The organism is Paenisporosarcina macmurdoensis (assembly GCF_042658845.1).
GTDB lineage: Bacteria > Bacillota > Bacilli > Bacillales_A > Planococcaceae > Paenisporosarcina > Paenisporosarcina macmurdoensis.
This window is the reverse complement of the sequence record NZ_JBHSRI010000025.1, coordinates 717,901-735,798: the sequence shown is the minus strand read 5'-3', so window position 1 is coordinate 735,798 and position 17,898 is coordinate 717,901. Positions and strand designations below refer to the sequence as shown.

Annotated in this window: 12 protein-coding genes; 1 reads left to right on the top strand and 11 read right to left on the bottom strand. The window is 39.5% G+C overall.

Features of this window, described 5'->3' with window-relative positions:
- Nucleotides 1-60: 60 nt before the first annotated feature.
- From ACFPYN_RS17190 to rpoE, 6 genes are all read right to left on the bottom strand, one after another.
- Complete coding sequence (locus ACFPYN_RS17190) at nt 61-1,341, bottom strand: UDP-N-acetylglucosamine 1-carboxyvinyltransferase (RefSeq protein WP_377735835.1); 1,281 nt, start codon at nt 1,339-1,341, stop codon at nt 61-63.
- 28 nt (nt 1,342-1,369) lie between these two features.
- A complete protein-coding gene (fsa, locus tag ACFPYN_RS17185; RefSeq protein ID WP_377735834.1) occupies nt 1,370-2,020 on the bottom strand; it encodes a fructose-6-phosphate aldolase in 651 nt (216 codons plus the stop codon).
- A 93-nt stretch (nt 2,021-2,113) separates the two neighbouring features.
- Nucleotides 2,114-2,971, bottom strand: a complete 858-nt coding sequence (locus tag ACFPYN_RS17180) for a class II fructose-bisphosphate aldolase (RefSeq protein ID WP_377735833.1) — start codon at nt 2,969-2,971, stop codon at nt 2,114-2,116.
- 160 nt (nt 2,972-3,131) lie between these two features.
- Nucleotides 3,132-3,491 (bottom strand): response regulator, encoded by a 360-nt coding sequence (locus ACFPYN_RS17175; RefSeq protein ID WP_377735832.1) that lies wholly within the window; start codon nt 3,489-3,491, stop codon nt 3,132-3,134.
- 1,125 nt (nt 3,492-4,616) lie between these two features.
- Nucleotides 4,617-6,212 carry a CTP synthase gene (locus ACFPYN_RS17170; RefSeq protein WP_377735831.1) on the bottom strand — a complete coding sequence of 532 codons (1,596 nt, stop codon included), beginning with the start codon at nt 6,210-6,212 and terminating at the stop codon, nt 4,617-4,619.
- Between the two features lie 223 nt (nt 6,213-6,435).
- The gene (gene rpoE, locus ACFPYN_RS17165) at nt 6,436-7,005 is read right to left on the bottom strand and encodes a DNA-directed RNA polymerase subunit delta (RefSeq protein WP_377735830.1); all 570 of its coding nucleotides are present in this window, start codon (nt 7,003-7,005) and stop codon (nt 6,436-6,438) included.
- A gap of 394 nt (nt 7,006-7,399) precedes the next feature.
- Between rpoE and ACFPYN_RS17160 the strand changes: the two genes are divergently transcribed.
- Nucleotides 7,400-8,929 carry a hypothetical protein gene (locus ACFPYN_RS17160; RefSeq protein ID WP_377735829.1) on the top strand — a complete coding sequence of 510 codons (1,530 nt, stop codon included), beginning with the start codon at nt 7,400-7,402 and terminating at the stop codon, nt 8,927-8,929.
- Nucleotides 8,930-10,242: 1,313 nt separating this feature from the next.
- Here the strand turns inward: ACFPYN_RS17160 and icmF are convergent.
- From icmF to ACFPYN_RS17135, 5 genes are all read right to left on the bottom strand, one after another.
- Nucleotides 10,243-13,503 carry a fused isobutyryl-CoA mutase/GTPase IcmF gene (gene icmF, locus ACFPYN_RS17155; protein WP_377735828.1) on the bottom strand — a complete coding sequence of 1,087 codons (3,261 nt, stop codon included), beginning with the start codon at nt 13,501-13,503 and terminating at the stop codon, nt 10,243-10,245.
- Nucleotides 13,500-14,135, bottom strand: coding sequence for a TetR/AcrR family transcriptional regulator (locus tag ACFPYN_RS17150; RefSeq protein ID WP_377735885.1), 636 nt, complete (start codon nt 14,133-14,135; stop codon nt 13,500-13,502). Before ACFPYN_RS17150 ends, icmF begins: the two co-directional genes overlap by 4 nt.
- A 12-nt stretch (nt 14,136-14,147) precedes the next feature.
- On the bottom strand, nt 14,148-15,287 hold the full coding sequence (locus ACFPYN_RS17145; protein ID WP_377735827.1) for an acyl-CoA dehydrogenase: 1,140 nt from the start codon (nt 15,285-15,287) through the stop codon (nt 14,148-14,150).
- A gap of 578 nt (nt 15,288-15,865) precedes the next feature.
- Nucleotides 15,866-17,002, bottom strand: a complete 1,137-nt coding sequence (locus ACFPYN_RS17140) for an acyl-CoA dehydrogenase (RefSeq protein WP_377735825.1) — start codon at nt 17,000-17,002, stop codon at nt 15,866-15,868.
- A gap of 12 nt (nt 17,003-17,014) precedes the next feature.
- Nucleotides 17,015-17,866, bottom strand: coding sequence for a 3-hydroxybutyryl-CoA dehydrogenase (locus tag ACFPYN_RS17135; RefSeq protein ID WP_377735824.1), 852 nt, complete (start codon nt 17,864-17,866; stop codon nt 17,015-17,017).
- Nucleotides 17,867-17,898 lie beyond the last annotated feature (32 nt).

Here is a 17,898-nt window from a genome sequence, read left to right as displayed (position 1 = left end):
GTCATTTAATTACGTCATTCTACCCCAGTCATTATACCATATGTGTCGTGGGGTCGAATTTTATTTTTTGTCGTTAGAAGACTCGTCTTCAAGAGTTTCACGACGAATATCTGCACCAAGTCCTTGTAATTTCTCAATTAACGAACTATAGCCGCGTTCAATATGATAGATATCGCGAATTTCAGTTTCACCTTCAGCCAATAATCCAGCTAAAACGAGTGCAGCGCCTGCACGTAAGTCAGATGCGCGTACAGAAGCAGACTCTAGTTTCGTTGGGCCAGCAATAATGGCTGTACGACCTTCAACTCGAGCACTTGCATTCATCCGTTTCAATTCATCAATATGTTTGAATCGTGCTGAATAAATCGTGTCTGTAATAACGGAAGAACCGGTTGCTTGTGTCATTAAAACTGAGAATGGCTGTTGTAAATCCGTTGCAAAACCAGGATACACGAGGGTTTTAACATCCACTGCATTCAAGTTCACTGATTTAGGAATGAAAATACTTTCTTCGCCTTCTTCAATTTTGACACCCATTTCACGCAGTTTCGCTGTTAATGCTTCAACATGGAATGGAATGACGTTATCTATTGTAATCCCGTCGCCAGCTGCTGCTGCCATAATCATGAAAGTACCTGCTTCGATTCGGTCGGGGATAATGGTGTGGTTCGTCCCGTGCAGTTCTTCAACACCATCAATACGAATGACATTAGTTCCTGCACCTTTAATTTTTGCGCCCATGTTGCTTAGCAACGTCGCAACATCAATGATTTCAGGTTCTTTTGCAGCATTCTCAATTGTTGTTTGCCCTTTTGCCATGACAGCAGCAAGCATGATGTTAATTGTTGCACCTACACTTACAACGTCTAAGTAAATTTTCGCACCGATTAATTCATCTGCACGTAAATAAATAGCACCGTGTTCGTTTGTAACTTTTGCTCCAAGTGCTTCAAAGCCCTTTATATGTTGGTCAATTGGACGTGGTCCTAGGAAACAACCACCTGGTAATCCAATGACTGCTTTTTTGAAACGTCCCAGCATGGCACCCATTAAATAATACGATGCACGTAATTTTTTTACGTTCCCGTTTGGTAATGGCATGTCTTGCATTTTAGACGGATCAATATTCATCGTACCGTCTTCGATCGTTACTTCTCCACCGATTTCTTCCAGTAATTCCTTCAGAGTCCAAACATCCGAAATTTCTGGTAAGCCTTCAATCGTTACAGCCGAATTCGCTAATATGGAAGCTGGTATTAAAGCAACCGCACTATTCTTAGCGCCACTTACTTTAATTGTTCCATGTAAACGCTTTTGACCATTAATTTTATAAACGTCCATGTATTTCACCTACAATTCAAGAGTTAACTTATTGTGCACTATTTCTGTTATTCCAATCCGCTAAAAATGCATCAATTCCTTTATCCGTTAAAGGATGTTTGAACATTTGTTTCATCACGTTAATTGGCATTGTACCAATGTGTGCACCGTGAAGCGCCGCGTCAGTAACATGTTGTGGATGACGAATTGAGGCTGCAATTATTTCTGTATCAATGTTATGAATGTCAAAAATTTGCGCAATCGTCCCTACTAAATCCATTCCATTATGACCGATATCGTCTAAACGACCTAAAAATGGTGAAACATATGATGCACCAGCACGTGCTGCAAGAAGTGCTTGGTTGGCACTGAAGATTAATGTGATGTTTGTTTTAATGCCTTCTTTTGAAAAAACTGAACATGCAGCTAACCCATCTGGAGTCATTGGTAATTTTACTGTGATGTTTGGAGCAATGGCAGCTAATTCGCGACCTTCTCTGATCATTCCCTCAGTATCTAACGCAATAACTTCAGCGCTTACTGAACCATCAACAAGTGCTGTGATTTCACGTAAGCGATCATGGAAAGAAATGTTTTCTTTTGCTACAAGTGTTGGATTCGTTGTTACTCCTGACAAAATCCCCCAGGCGTGTGCTTCTTTTATTTCTTCAAAGTTTGCTGTATCTATAAAAAATTTCATTAATAGTTGCCTCCAAGTCATGGAAAAAGAGGAGAAGGCCGCATTTCATCAACACGGACACTTCTCCCGATATTTTCGAGTTGTGTTATATAATTAAGCTTTGCCTGAACTTCCAAAAACACGCATTTTTCCTTGTACCGTGCTTTTAATTGCATTACGAGCAGGAATTAAGTATTTACGTGGATCGTACTCTTCTGCATCGCTATTTAAGAAATCACGAATTGCTTTTGTTGCTGCAATTTGGCTTTCTGTATTGACATTAATTTTCGCTGTACCTAAAGAAATAGAACGTTGAACATCTTTTTCTGGAATTCCAGTTCCACCATGCAATACAAGTGGTAGGTCAGACAGTTTCGAGATTTCTTCCATTTCAGCAAAGCCTAAATTTGGTTCTCCTTTGTAAGGACCATGAACCGAACCTAGTGCTGGTGCTAAACAATCAATATCTGTACGTGACACAAGTTCAGCACATTCTTTTGGATCTGCATAAATAACGCCAGCAGCAATAATGTCATCTTCTTGACCACCAACAGTCCCTAACTCAGCTTCAACAGAAATGCCATGTGCATGTGCATATTCCACAACTTGAGAAGTGATTGCGATGTTTTCTTCTAACGGATGATGAGAAGCATCAATCATTACTGAAGTGAAACCAGCATCGATTGCTTCTTTACATTTATCAAAACTTGAACCATGATCTAAATGAATTGCCACTGGTACAGTAATTTTGTAATCGATCATTAATCCTTTTACCATGTGAACAACGGTTGTAAACCCGCCCATATATCTAGCCGCTCCTTCAGAAACCCCTAATATCACAGGAGACTTTTCTTCTTCAGCTGCCATTAAAATAGCTTGAGTGAACTCTAAGTTGTTAATGTTGAATTGTCCAATTGCATAGCCTTCATTTTTACCTTTGATCATCATGTCTTTCATAGATACTAAAGCCATTGAGAAATCCTCCATTTCATCGTCTATAATCTGGTTTCAAGCGATAAGCTTGTTTTCTTCATTTCTAGTTCCAAGTGCAAGTGTTGAGATAGAGTGGCGACTTCCACTTTTCTTTTAAATCATAACAAAAACAGGCAGTGTTTGCCACTGCCTGCGTGTTTCATTCTTTTAACATTCCGTTTACAGCATCGCGTACTTCGTAAATATCGAATGGCTTTGTGAAATAGTGAGACGCTCCTAAATCCATCGCTTCTTTAATTAAGTCTAGTTCACCGTATGCCGTAATCATGAGAACTGGCACATCTGGAGTGCGTGATTTAATTCGTTTTAATATTTCGATCCCATCCATACCTGGAATTTTCATATCTAAGAGGACACCATCAAACTTAATTCTCTCAGCTAACTCTAATGCTTCAATTCCATTAGCAGCCAGATATGTAGTGTAACCTTCTCGTTTGAACACTTCGTTCAAGAGCAAGCGAATGCCTTGTTGATCATCCACAATCAGTAACTGTTTCATGAAAATTTCCCCTTTTTCACTTTGATAATACATCACTTATTCTACAATCTTTTCCATTTTCCTGCATTAAATAAATATATTTAATACTTCTTTACGAAAAAAGAGAAAATATAGTTCTCTTATAATCATACATTATAATCCAATTTATATGTAAAAAATTATGCATATATCAAAAAAATGTTTTACTTGCTATTAAAAAGTATGAGTTTAGTCCTTGTTATCTCAATCGAAAAGTGAACCTCTAGCCTACTTGGATTACCTAAAGAAAACTAAAGATTTGACACTTTCTTTACGTAGATGTTCGGCCGAAGATACTATTTCGGCCTCTTTTTGCTAATTTTAATTCAGACCATTTTATAAAGTCAGTGATGACACTTACTATAAAGCAAAATAGACAGTGGTTGAGGTTGAAAATCCCGTTTTTCATTCTTCGAATAAATCTTAGTCTGACTTTTCGAGGTTGACGTCTGAAAAAATAGCGTTGACGTCTGAAAAAAACACCTCTACGTCTGAAAAATGGGCATTGACGTCTGAATAACATGATTAGCACAAAATTTAGGGCACTACACTGGGCACAGCTAGTTTTTCAGTATGCTTCGAACGGCACCTCTGCTGCATAATATTCTAGAGAAGAAAGAGCTTAGGGCAGTTCTTATACTGTAAGTTGATGCTAATTTCCTGCGGTAGCTCTTCCCTCTGATGAAGAGACACAATTGCACTTCAAATTGTGTCTCTCATCCAGTATCCACACTCTCGCGGGCTAGTTATAAAAAGAACTCTCCAAAATAAAGAAATGTAAGAGCAGTCGAAATAGTATCTTCGGCTGCTTGGATTGCTAAAGAAGGTGACAATTCTTTAGTAAACCAAATTTAACAAACCATTTGCCTCCATGTTGTAGGGGAGCGACGAAAGCATCCGAGTAGCAGGATTATCTGTAAAACTACAATGTGGACGCGACATCGTCACATCCACATGTATCTTATTCTTGCTATAATAGTGCAGCTCATGATTGCTTTCCAAAGCTCACCCTAAACCTGAGTGACAAACTGTAACCATTCTCTATGTGACTGTCGTTTAGTTCAAAAAAATCCCGCTCTTTTTTCAAAGGAGCGGGATTTGATCTGGTTATTCTCCTAATGCCGCTTTGATAAACTCACGGAATAGAGGTTGTGGGCGGTGTGGACGCGAAATGAATTCTGGGTGGAACTGAGATGCGACGAAGAATTTGTGATCTGGAATTTCAATCACTTCGATTAATCGGCCATCTGGGCTCGTACCAGAGAAGATGAAACCAGCTGCTTCAAATTGCTCGCGGTATTCGTTGTTAAACTCATAACGGTGACGGTGACGTTCGTACACCAATTCTTGACCGTATGCTTCATACGCTTTAGTGCCATGCACTAATTTACATGGTTGCAGTCCTAAACGTAATGTTCCACCTAAGTCTTCAACGTCTTTTTGTTCAGGTAATAGGTCGATAATTGGGTATGGAGTTTGTGGGTTTAATTCAGATGAATGTGCATCTTTTAAATGTAAAATATTGCGTGCAAATTCTACTGTTGCAAGTTGCATACCTAAACAAATACCTAAGAAAGGCACATTGTTTTCACGTGCGTAAGCAGTTGCAGCAATTTTACCTTCTACTCCACGGTCACCGAAACCACCAGGAACTAATACGCCGTCGACATCGCTTAACCATTCTGCGACATTTTCTTCGCTGACGTGTTCAGCGTTGATCCATTTCACTTCAATGTCTGCGTCAAATGCAAATCCTGCATGTTTCATTGCTTCAACAACTGAAATGTAGGCATCTTGTAATTCTACGTATTTTCCAACTAAACCAATACGCACTTTTTTCGATAAGTTTTGCACACGATCTACTAAAGCCATCCAATCCGTCATATCTGCTTTAGGTGCTTTTATACCGAAATGGTCAAGTACGATTTGGTCCATATGCTGGTCTAGAAGCATTAACGGTACTTCATATAATGATTCCGCATCACGCGCTTCGATTACTTCGCTTGCTTTAATGTCACAGAACAATGCGATTTTATCTTTCATGTCTTGTGGCACTGCAAATTCAGTACGTACCACAATGATGTTTGGTTGAATTCCTAAACTACGTAGCTCTTTAACACTATGTTGAGTCGGTTTTGTTTTCATTTCTTTAGCCGCACGAAGATAAGGAATTAGCGTACAGTGAATGTACATCACGTTTTCTGCACCGAAGTCGCCTTTCATTTGGCGAATTGCTTCTAGGAATGGCAGTGACTCGATGTCCCCAACCGTTCCCCCGATTTCAGTTATGACTACATCTGCATTTGTTTCTTTTGCCGAACGTACTAAACGCTCTTTGATTTCGTTCGTTATGTGAGGAATTACTTGAACAGTTCCTCCAAGGTAGTCCCCGCGACGTTCTTTTTTAAGAACTGCTGAGTAAACTTTACCAGTCGTAACATTTGAGAATTTACTAACGTTGATGTCAATAAAGCGCTCATAGTGACCAAGATCTAGATCCGCTTCAGCACCGTCGTCAGTTACGTATACTTCCCCATGTTGGTACGGGCTCATTGTTCCTGGGTCTACGTTGATGTATGGATCGAATTTTTGTATCGCTACAGTTAGACCACGATTTTTAAGCAAACGGCCAAGTGATGCCGCTGTAATTCCTTTACCTAGTGAAGAAACTACGCCACCAGTTACGAAAATGTATTTTGTCAAAGCTAACTCCTCCTATAAGGTGAATTTGGTTTTCTGAATATTGCTAGTATTGCTACAGATTTACGTAAATCTGCTTCAAACAAGAGTAGCGCTTGCTTTTAAAATAAAAAAGCGCTCCACCTGCAGTGTTTGCAGAGGGAGCGCATTATATAAGCGTTCAATCTCCCTTTTTAGGGAGCCCAAGTAAAAGAGTAATCCGAATGACTAAATAAGTCAAGACTAATTATTTTTCATCCTCGTCTTCATCTTCATCTTCTTCTTCGTCTTCTTCATCGACAACGATTTCAAATTCATCAGTGGTCGTAAGAAGCTCTTCTGCAACAACTTCTTCAATTTCCACTACATCATCATCTTCATCGTCATCATCGTCGTCGTCATCATCTAAATCGAAATCTTCAACGTCTTCAACAAATTCATCGAAATCCTCTTCAAATGCGATTTCATCATCATCTGTGTCGTCTTCGATATCATCTTCGCCTTTAGATTTTGATTTCTTTTTGCGAACTTTAACTGTTGGCGCTGTTTCTTCTTCGATTTGTTCAACCGGGTACCATTCACGTAAACCCCAACGGTTTTCAGAAATCGCAAGGAAGCGACCATCAATGTTCATATCTGTATAATACTGAAGTTTACGCTCTTTCATTTGTGCTTCAGTAAACTTGTTTAATTTTTTAATTTCATCTAGTAATTCTTGTAAAGTTAAAGATTCGTGTTTTTCTTCTAATATTGCATGTCCTAAATCGATAAACGATTCTTCACATATTTGTTCTTTTGTCATTTCACGAAATTTCAAATTGTGCACGTCCTTTCTACATACGTTCGCATAGTACCCATTATATACAAACCTCATTCAAATATGCTACTGTAATTTGCTGTTTTTTGCTTCTCGTAGCTTGAGAAAACCTAAATAAAACAAGTAAATCGATAATATAATTAACGGAATGGATCCCATTTGTTTATTATACAGGAAAAATGTAGAGACAAGGCATGTCATTATCACGATAAAATGAATAGTTCCTCTCATTTCTGACACCCTCCCATTCTTCTTGTTCTATTATACCTAAAACTAAGATAAAGGTCGTTGATAAGCATAAGAATATCAAAATAAATATTAATTTCTATATTTCAGAATTTGGTAATCTATGCCATAATTGATATCACAAATACATACAGAAAAGGACAAAACTATGAATAAAAAATTTAACACCATAAGTATTGTCATCCTATTACTATTAGTAGGTTTTCAATATTTTATTGTACTTGATGGGCAAAAATCATTACCTTCTGAAGACTGGAGTCGTTCATTTCCGTCAAATGTTGATGCTGGAGATCATGCCCAACTAAAAAGCATTCCTACTGAAAGTGGCTATGCCATAAGCTTACTTAATTTTGATAAAATGGACTTTCTAACATGCACTGATGAATTACAGTGTTCACAAGTTTGGTCAAATTCAGAACTGAATACGTATAAAAATACGTGGAGTGATGGTGAAACTACATATTTTATTAAAGAAGATACCTTAATACGTTCTACTACTAGCGGTGAAATAGCCATCTCTGATAATGTGGATGACTTTGCGCTATCTGATGAAACCCTCATGTACTGGCTTAAAGATCAACAAGTTGTCATCCAACAAGGTGATAGTGAGCCCGTGTCGTATACATCAGAGTACCCTATCTTTTCTGGCAAAATTATAGATGAACACCTTTTTATCATCACGAAAAATACACGTGTTAATGAATTTATGGTGCTTGGTGGAAAAAATGAATTTAAGGAATTGTTTAAATTCCGCTTAAAATCAAATGAAAATCTAGTTTCTATGGCGTTTTCGGGAGATTCTACTACCCAATATCGTTTATTGCAAGAGAGCGGAATTAATTCAGGCGGCGTTGTGACCAAAATTTTAAGTGCTGCTTCATTTGATTTAACAGAAAATCAAAACCCGCCATTTACTAAACTGGAATTCTTTGATAAAGAATCAGGTGCTGAATTGTTCGACATTCGTTCACCCTTATTGTATCAAGGAAAAAATAGCTCATCTATTACGTTTTCCGCTTACATGTACAATATGAACGGGAAAAAAGTAAATAAAATCTTTGTTGGAAATTATACTGAATCACCGATTGAGGTCTCTGCTGTTACGAAACAAGGTGATTTATTCGTCCAACCCACGTTTGTAAACGATCAAACTATTGCTTACTTTAAATTAAAAGGCGTTGAAAAAGAGCTCATGTATTCTTCATCTAGCGATGAGAAAATTGCCCAAAGTGCTACTATTTTAAAAGGTGATAGTAAAGAAGCATTTTACTCATTAATCAGTTTGTTGTTTGTCGGTGTGGTACTGCTGTTACTGGCATTCGCGTGGATAGTTCCAGGACTTGGTATAGGATATGGGACACTTGCATTGCTTCAAAAAATGCGTAAACCCTATGCATTTCCAGTCTCCCTTTATGTAAATACAATTGGTCTCGTAATCAGTCAACTTATATTGTTTTCAACAGTTCTTCATCCTGAAAGAATCGTATTGAAAGCACCTTATTTAACAGAAGATTGGCATGTGTCTCTTGTCATTATCATTGCAGGTATTGGTTGTATCTTGCCAATTCTCTTGTCGCGTACAAAAGTGACGGACGATAATTGTAATATACTTATCTTGCACACAACGGGGCTGAATTTATTCATTTTATTCTTGTTATTAGGTCCATATTTTATATAACACATAGAAAAACCCCTACTAATTGAAGAATTCCTGTTGATGCAAAGAGATTTTCAGTGCGCTAAATAAAGAGTTGGGCTTGTGACTTCGTCACTCGCTCAACTCTATTTTTTTAGATCATTTTGCGGCAGGGATTCGTCCTTCGCTCCCTGAAAACCTGGACGCGCGCAGTTAAGTTCGTTTGGTTTATTAGAGAATAGATACTATCTATATGTAAATACTCGGCCGAAGATGCAACTTCTGCCTCTTCTACTTTTTTTATTTTAATGCGCATTTTTACTGAACATGAATATATGGAGAGATTCCTACGTCGATGGCGATTTTTCCTACGTTATGGCCATTTTTCCTACGTCACCTCTGATTTTTCCTACGTGACCCTCGATTATTACAACTGAGCCACCACTCACCCTACAATATGTAAAAATAAATGCTAAATGGGGCTGTTCGCTATGCTCCGCAGCCTTTTCTGTGGTTGTGAAGGGACACTTTTGATGGAAGAAATAACTTTTTCAGACGTCGACGGCGATTTTTCAGACGTGAATCCTCCTTTTTCAGACGTCATCCTCTTTTTTTCAGACGTCAACCCTAAAAAGTCAGACTGAGCACCCGCTCAGTCTGATGGTATCAAATTATTCGGTAACTACAGTGAGGTGAAACCTATAATGGGCTGATCGCTGTGCTCATCAGCCTTTTCTATGAAGAGAAATGACACATATATGGAGGGATTCCTACGTCGATGGCGATTTTTCCTACGTGACAGCCTTTTTTCCTACGTCACCTCTGATTTTTCCTACGTGACCCCCGATTATTACAACTGAGCCATCGCTCAGCTACTAATATGTAAAAAAATTCAAAATGGGGCTGGTCGCTGTGCTCACCAGCCTTTTCTGTGGGTTTGGGTGGTGGCTTTTGATGGAAGAAATGACTTTTTCAGACGTCGACGGCTATTTTTCAGACGTGAAGCCTAATTTTTCAGACGTCATCCCCTTTTTTTCAGACGTCAACCCAAAAAAGTCAGACTGAGCACCCGCTCAGTCTGATGGTATCAAATTATTCGGTAACTACAGTGAGGTGAAACTTAGTGGGGCTGCTCGCTGTGCTCCGCAGCCTTTTCTGTGGTTGTGAAGGGACACTTTTGATGGAAGAAATAACTTTTTCAGACGTCGATGGCGATTTTTCAGACGTGAAGCCTCATTTTTCAGACGTCATCCTCTTTTTTTCAGACGTCACCCCCAAAAAGTCAGACTGAGCCATCGCTCAGTCTACTCAAATTGAAAAGCGACCCACTACAGCGGGTCGCTTTTCAATAAACTTTACATATTACGGCGATATTGTCCGCCGACTTCGTATAGTGCATTGGTAATTTGACCAAGTGACGCCACTTTTACAGTGTCCATCAATTGTTCGAAGATGTTGCCACCAGATACGGCTACTTCTTTCAAACGTGTTAATGCTGCAGCTGATTCATCTGCATGGAGTTCTTGGAAGGCACGCAAGCTTTCAATTTGTGTTTCTTTTTCTTCGCTTGTTGCACGAGCAATTTCCATGTTATCAATGTCTTCTGAAGATGGTGGATTTGGATTCAAATACGTGTTCACTCCGATAATCGGCAATTCACCCGTATGTTTCAACATCTCATAATGCATAGATTCTTCTTGGATTTTACCGCGTTGGTATTGAGTTTCCATAGCGCCAAGTACACCGCCACGGTCATCAATGCGATCAAATTCTGAAAGCACAGCAGCTTCAACTAAATCTGTCATTTCTTCAATAATGAATGCTCCTTGAAGTGGGTTTTCATTTTTCGCAAGACCCAGTTCTTTTGTAATAATCATTTGGATAGCCATTGCGCGACGAACAGATTCTTCTGTTGGCGTCGTAATCGCTTCGTCATACGCATTTGTATGAAGTGAATTACAGTTATCTTGAAGCGCCATTAATGCTTGTAATGTTGTACGAATATCGTTGAAGTCGATTTCTTGCGCATGCAAGCTTCGACCTGATGTTTGTACATGATACTTCAGTTTTTGACTGCGATCATTGGCACCGTATTTATCACGCATAACGATAGCCCAGATACGACGAGCCACACGTCCAATTACTGTATATTCTGGATCTAAACCGTTTGAGAAGAAGAATGATAAGTTTGGTGCAAAGTCATCAATGTTCATTCCACGGCTCAAGTAGTACTCAACATACGTGAAACCATTTGATAGGGTAAAGGCTAATTGTGAAATCGGGTTTGCTCCCGCTTCCGCAATATGATAACCAGAAATCGATACAGAATAGTAGTTACGTACTTTTGAATCGATAAAGTACTGTTGAATGTCACCCATCATGCGGAGTGCGAATTCCGTAGAGAAAATACATGTATTTTGTCCTTGGTCTTCTTTTAAAATATCCGCTTGAACAGTTCCACGAACTACTTGAAGTGTCGTAGTGCGTACTTCAGTAAATTCTTCAACTGTTAATGTACGACCTAATTTTTCTTCGTTTAGTTTAACTTGTTGATCAATCGCTGTGTTCATAAACATAGCTAAAATAATCGGTGCAGGTCCATTAATTGTCATAGAAACTGATGTTGACGGTGCACATAAATTAAAGCCATCATATAGTTTCTTCATGTCATCAAGTGTACAAATGCTAACGCCTGATTCTCCGACTTTACCGTAAATATCTGGTCGTAAGTCTGGATCTTCGCCGTATAAAGTAACCGAGTCGAATGCTGTTGATAAACGTTTCGCATCGTCATCTTTCGACAAGTAATGGAAGCGACGGTTAGTGCGTTCAGGTGTACCTTCCCCTGCGAATTGACGTTTTGGATCTTCCCCTTCACGTTTGAACGGGAACACGCCAGCTGTGTATGGGAATGAACCTGGTACGTTTTCTTTATAAACCCAGCGTAAAATTTCACCGTAGTCTACAAATTTAGGCAATACCACTTTAGGTACTTTCAAGCCACTTAAGCTCTCTGTAACTAAAATCGTACGGATTTCTTTATCACGAACTTTAGTAACGAATTCATCACCAGAATACGCTTCTTTTAACGCTTTCCAGTTGTCTAAAATACGTTTTGATTCTGCTGTTAATTCGTCACGCATACCTTCAGCCAGTGAAGTTAACGATTCTACTAACGCATCGTTTGGTGCTTTTTCATTAACTGTTTGAATTGCGCCTTCAAGTTGGAACAAACGACGAGCGAAGTCCACTTGTTGGTCAGACTTTTTATGATAGCCTCGAACTGCATCCGTGATTTCACGTAAGTAGTAACGACGATCATTTGGAATGATAACATTTTGTTTTTGCGTTTTTACAAATTGCTCATAGTTTGTTTCCCAGTCTGTTCCACATACTTCGTTGACGCGTGCTACTAAAGCTGCGAACAATGAGTTGGTGCCTTTGTCGTTAAACTGACTAGCAATCGTGCCATGAACTGGCATTGTATCAAGACTTTCATTCCATAACCCACGGCTGCGTTGGTATTGTTTTTGCACTTGACGAAGTGCATCTTCAGAACCTTTGCGCTCGTATTTATTAATAACAATTAAGTCAGCGTAATCGATCATATCGATTTTTTCTAATTGTGAAGGTGCTCCGAATTCACTTGTCATGACATACATAGAAACGTCAGCAACGTTCGTGATTTCTGCATCCCCTTGACCAATACCACTCGTTTCCACAATGATTAAGTCGTAGCCAGCTACTCTCACTACATCTAGTACATCGCCAATGGCTCCCGACAATTCAGTACGTGAACCACGTGTTGCTAGACTGCGCATGAAAACGCGTTTATTGAAAATCGCGTTCATACGTATACGGTCACCAAGTAATGCCCCACCCGTTTTTTGTTTAGTTGGGTCAATTGATATGACGGCTATTTTTTTGTCTGGTAATTCCGATAAGAAACGACGAATTAATTCATCAGTTAACGAAGATTTCCCTGCGCCACCAGTACCAGTAATTCCAAGTACGGGTGTTCCTTTTGACATTTCACGAGCTTTTTCAACTAATGCTTTTGCTTCTGCGTTAGGATTGTTCACTCCGTCTTCAGCAACACTAATTAAGTGAGCTAAAATTTGAGGATGATCCGTGTTAGCTAGAGCTAATTGATCAACAGCATTTTTCGTATCAATTGCTTTATCACAGTCTTCAACCATGCGATTGATCATGCCTTGAAGGCCGAGTGTACGACCGTCTTCAGGTGAGAAAATCCAAGCAATCCCGTAATCATGTAATTCTTTAATTTCTTTTGGAATGATTACGCCACCACCACCACCGTAAATGCGAATGTGTGGAGCTCCACGTTCAGCTAATAAATCATGCATGTATTTAAAGTATTCGGTGTGACCGCCTTGATAAGAAGAAATCGCAATACCGTGAGCATCTTCTTGAATGGCCGCGTTTACAACTTCTTCTACTGAACGGTTATGTCCTAAATGAATGACTTCTGAACCTGTTGATTGTAAAATACGACGCATAATATTTATAGACGCATCATGACCATCAAAAAGGCTTGAAGCTGTTACAAAACGCACATGATTAGTTGGACGATAAATTTCTACTGTTGCTGTCATACTGTTCCCCCATTCCCTTGTATCCCTTGTAAGAAAAATGTTGTTTGTTGTTCAATAAATCCCTCAATTGTCATATCCCGATGAAGCGCCCAGCGTCTGAATGCCCACATTTGGCCTTGTACGACAACATGGTGCGCCGCTAATTTCACGGCATCAGGAGACAGCTGGCATTCTCCTGATTTACAGCATGCATGAAGGATATCTTCAAAGATCGCGACCATTTCAAGTTCTTTATTTAATACATATCCCAAAGCGTCTTTCGGTAACGATTTTGACTCTTGGTACATCACGATATACTCATCTTGCATTTCATCTATCAATAAGTAATAGTGTCGAATCGCTATTTTCAAGCCATCTAACGTACCTGCTTGTGATGGAAGTGCCGATAAACGCTCTTGTACTTCTTCGTAAATACTGTCACAAACTAAATACAGCACGTCTTCTTTCGTACGAATGTATTCGTATAGTGTGCCAATGCTAAATCCCGCTTCTTTAGCGATTTCACGAGTCGTTGTACGATGAAAGCCCTTCTGTTTGAAGAGCGCGACAGCCCCCTGAATCATTTGATTCCGGCGTTTTGAAATGAGGCTTTCATCTTTTACGGACGACTGAACTTCGCGCTTGGCCTTCATTTGCGTCAAGACTTACTTCGTCAACATACGAGAAATAACAAGACGTTGGATCTCTTGAGTTCCCTCGTAAATTTGTGTGATTTTCGCGTCGCGCATATAACGTTCTACTGGATAATCTTTTGTATAACCATATCCACCGAATACTTGAACAGCTTCCACTGTTACTTTCATCGCTGTATCTCCAGCCATTAATTTAGCCATCGCCGATTCTTTACCGTACGAATGTCCATTTGATTCTAACCAAGCAGCTTGATACGTTAGTAAACGTGATGCTTCGATAGATGTAGCCATGTCAGCCAATTTGAATGAAATCCCTTGATTTGCTGAAATTGGTTTACCGAATTGAACGCGTTCTTTCGCGTAGTCAACTGATGCGTCAAGTGCTCCTTGTGCGATTCCAACAGCTTGTGCAGCGATACCATTACGACCGCCATCAAGAGTTTTCATTGCGATCAGGAATCCTTCGCCTTCTTCACCTAGCAAGTTTTCTTTAGGAATGCGGCAGTTATCGAAAATGATTTCAGTTGTTGGAGATGAACGAATTCCAAGTTTCTTTTCTTTCTTCCCAACTGAGAAACCTGCGAAATCAGCTTCAACGATAAATGCGCTTGTTCCTTTATGTTTTGAAGTTGCATCAGTTACAGCAAATACTACATAAATATCTGCAATACCACCGTTTGTGATAAAGATTTTCGCGCCGTTTAATACATAGTCATCGCCATCTAATTTAGCTGTTGTTTTCATGCCGCCTGCGTCAGACCCAGATCCTGCTTCAGTTAAACCATAACCACCGATTTTTGTGCCTTCTGCCATTGGACGAAGGTATTTTTGCTTTTGTTCTTCATTGCCGTATTTGAAGATCGGCCATCCAGCTAAAGAAGTATGAGCTGAAAGTGTTACACCAGTCGATGCACAAACGCGTGATAATTCTTCAACTGCGATACAGTAAGCCAAATAATCTGAACCAATTCCGCCGTACTCTTCCGGCCAAGGAATACCTGTTAAGCCAAGCTCCGCCATTTTGTCAAAAATTTCACGGTCAAAACGTTCTTCTTCGTCACGATCTGCAGCTGAAGGTGCTACTTCTTTTGTCGCGAAATCACGTACCATTTTGCGAATCATTTCATGTTCTTCTGATAGTTTAAAGTTCATTTTTTATTCCACCCTTTTTAGTTTTTGGTTATGTTAAATAATCGTGTTGATATTCCGCAAAACAGCTGCGTTTTCCGCGGGCGGGCGCCGAGCCAAGGTCTCGGCTGTCTCGCTTACCCGCAGGAGTCTCCGCTGTTTTGCTCCATATCTATATACATTTTAATTAGACTCTTATTACATTGTTGATCTTAATTCATTAAATTGATTGTTGTGAAAGTCCTAGGGATATTAGCAAGCCAATTATGACCCTGGACTGAGTATCGCGAGGGAAGCGGCTTGATGCTTGCCCAAGAAAGAGTACACCTTTAGCGACTCATATCTTTAAAAGAACTATTATTTAAGTAAGTGTTTGCCGATTACTAGGCATATATTTCCGTCAATAAAACACTATATTACAATGCGAAATTTCACTACAATGGTTAGTTACATCATTATTTGTATAAACGAGCGAAAGGTGGCGACTCCTAGGGGATCAGCAAGCTAATTAAGACCCTGGACTGAGCATCGCGAGGGAAGCGGCTTGATGCTTGCCCCCAGGAAAGCGTCCACCTGTAGCGACTCATATCTATAACAGACTTTTATTTAAGTAAGTGTTTACCGATTACTAAGCGTTGAATTTCAGATGTACCTTCATATATTTCCGTTACTTTGGCATCACGGAAATAGCGTTCTACTGGGTAATCTTCTGTGTAGCCATAACCACCAAATACTTGAACAGCTTCAATTGACGTATCCACTGCGGTTTTTGAAGCGAATAGTTTTGCCATTGACGCTTCTTTACCACAAGCTAAGCCTCGTGAACGTAAATCTGCTGCGCGGTACACAAGTAATTTCGAAGCTTCAACAGCTGTTGCCATATCCGCTAATTTAAAACCAATACCTTGTTGAGCAGAGATTGGTTTGCCAAATTGTACGCGCTCTTTTGCGTAGCCAACTGATGCTTCAAATGCTGCTTCTGCAATTCCTAATGCCTGTGCTGCAATCCCGATACGACCTACATCTAAGTTCGCAAGAGCAATTTTAAAGCCTTCGCCCTCTTGACCTAATAAGTTTTCAACTGGAACTTTCATATCTTCAAATGTCAGTTGTACTGTTCGAGAACCGTGCAAGCCCATTTTGCGCTCGTCTTTACCGATAATAAGACCTGGCGTATCTTTTTCTACGATGAAAGCGGATACACCTCTTGAACCTTGTGTTGCATCTGTTGAAGCAAAAACAATATAGACATCTGCTTCGCCACCGTTTGTGATGAATACTTTTGAACCGTTAATTTTATAATGATCTCCGTCTTTAATTGCTTTTGATTTCATAGATCCAACATCTGAGCCAGCTGATGGTTCAGTTAAGCAAAATGCTCCTAAATATTCTCCTGCAGCTAATTTCGGGACGTATTTTTGTTTTTGTTCTTCATTACCGAAATATAAAATCGGGTTCGTTCCAACTGATGTATGAACAGATAAGATAACTCCTACTACTGCGCTCACTTTTGATAATTCGTGAATGGCGATAACGTAGCTTGTGAAGTCCATTTCAGATCCGCCATATTTTTCTGGAATCGTGATACCCATTAAGCCAAGTGCAGCCATTTTTTTCAATATTTCACGTGGGAATTCGCCCTTTTCCATTTTTTCAATGTTCGGCTCGATTTCCATTTTTGCAAAGTCGCGCACCATATTGCGCATCATAATTTGTTCTTCTGTGAATTTCAATTCCATTGGTGAAGCCCCCTATACGTACTCGTAAAAACCGCGACCTGTTTTCTTACCTAACCAGCCAGCTTTAACATATTTGCGAAGCAGTGGACACGGACGATATTTACTATCGCCGAAGCCCTCATGCAAGATTTCCATTATATATAAACATGTATCTAGGCCGATAAAATCAGCTAATTGCAAGGGTCCCATTGGATGATTCATACCAAGCTTCATCACGTCGTCGATTGCTTCTTTCGTCGCTACACCTTCGTACAACGTATAAATCGCTTCGTTGATCATTGGCATTAAAATACGATTTGACACAAATCCTGGAAAATCGTTCACTTCTACTGGAACTTTCCCAAGTTTTTTCGTCATTTCTTCGATGCTTGTGTAAACATCATCCGTCGTTGCAAGTCCACGAATGATTTCAACAAGTTTCATCACCGGTACTGGATTCATAAAGTGCATGCCAATTACTTGTGCTGGGCGGTTCGTTGCTGCAGCAATTTCCGTAATTGGAAGTGAAGAAGTATTCGATGCTAAAATCGCATGTTTTGGAGTGATTTCATCAAGTTGTTTAAATATCTTTTGTTTAATTTCCATATTTTCAACAGCCGCTTCAATGACTAAATCAACGTCAGATGCATCGTTAAGATCTAATGATTTTGTAATGCGTGACAAGACTTGAGATTTTTCATCTTCAGTCATACGTCCTTTTTCCACGTTGCGTGATAGATTTTTCGTGATGATTCCAAGACCACGTTGGAAATATTCTTCCTTCATGTCATTTAATTTCACATCAAATCCAGCTTGTGCACATACTTGCGCAATACCTGAACCCATTTGTCCTGCACCGATTACTAATACTTTTTGAATTGCCATCTAAATTTGCCTCCTCTATTTAAACGAAACGT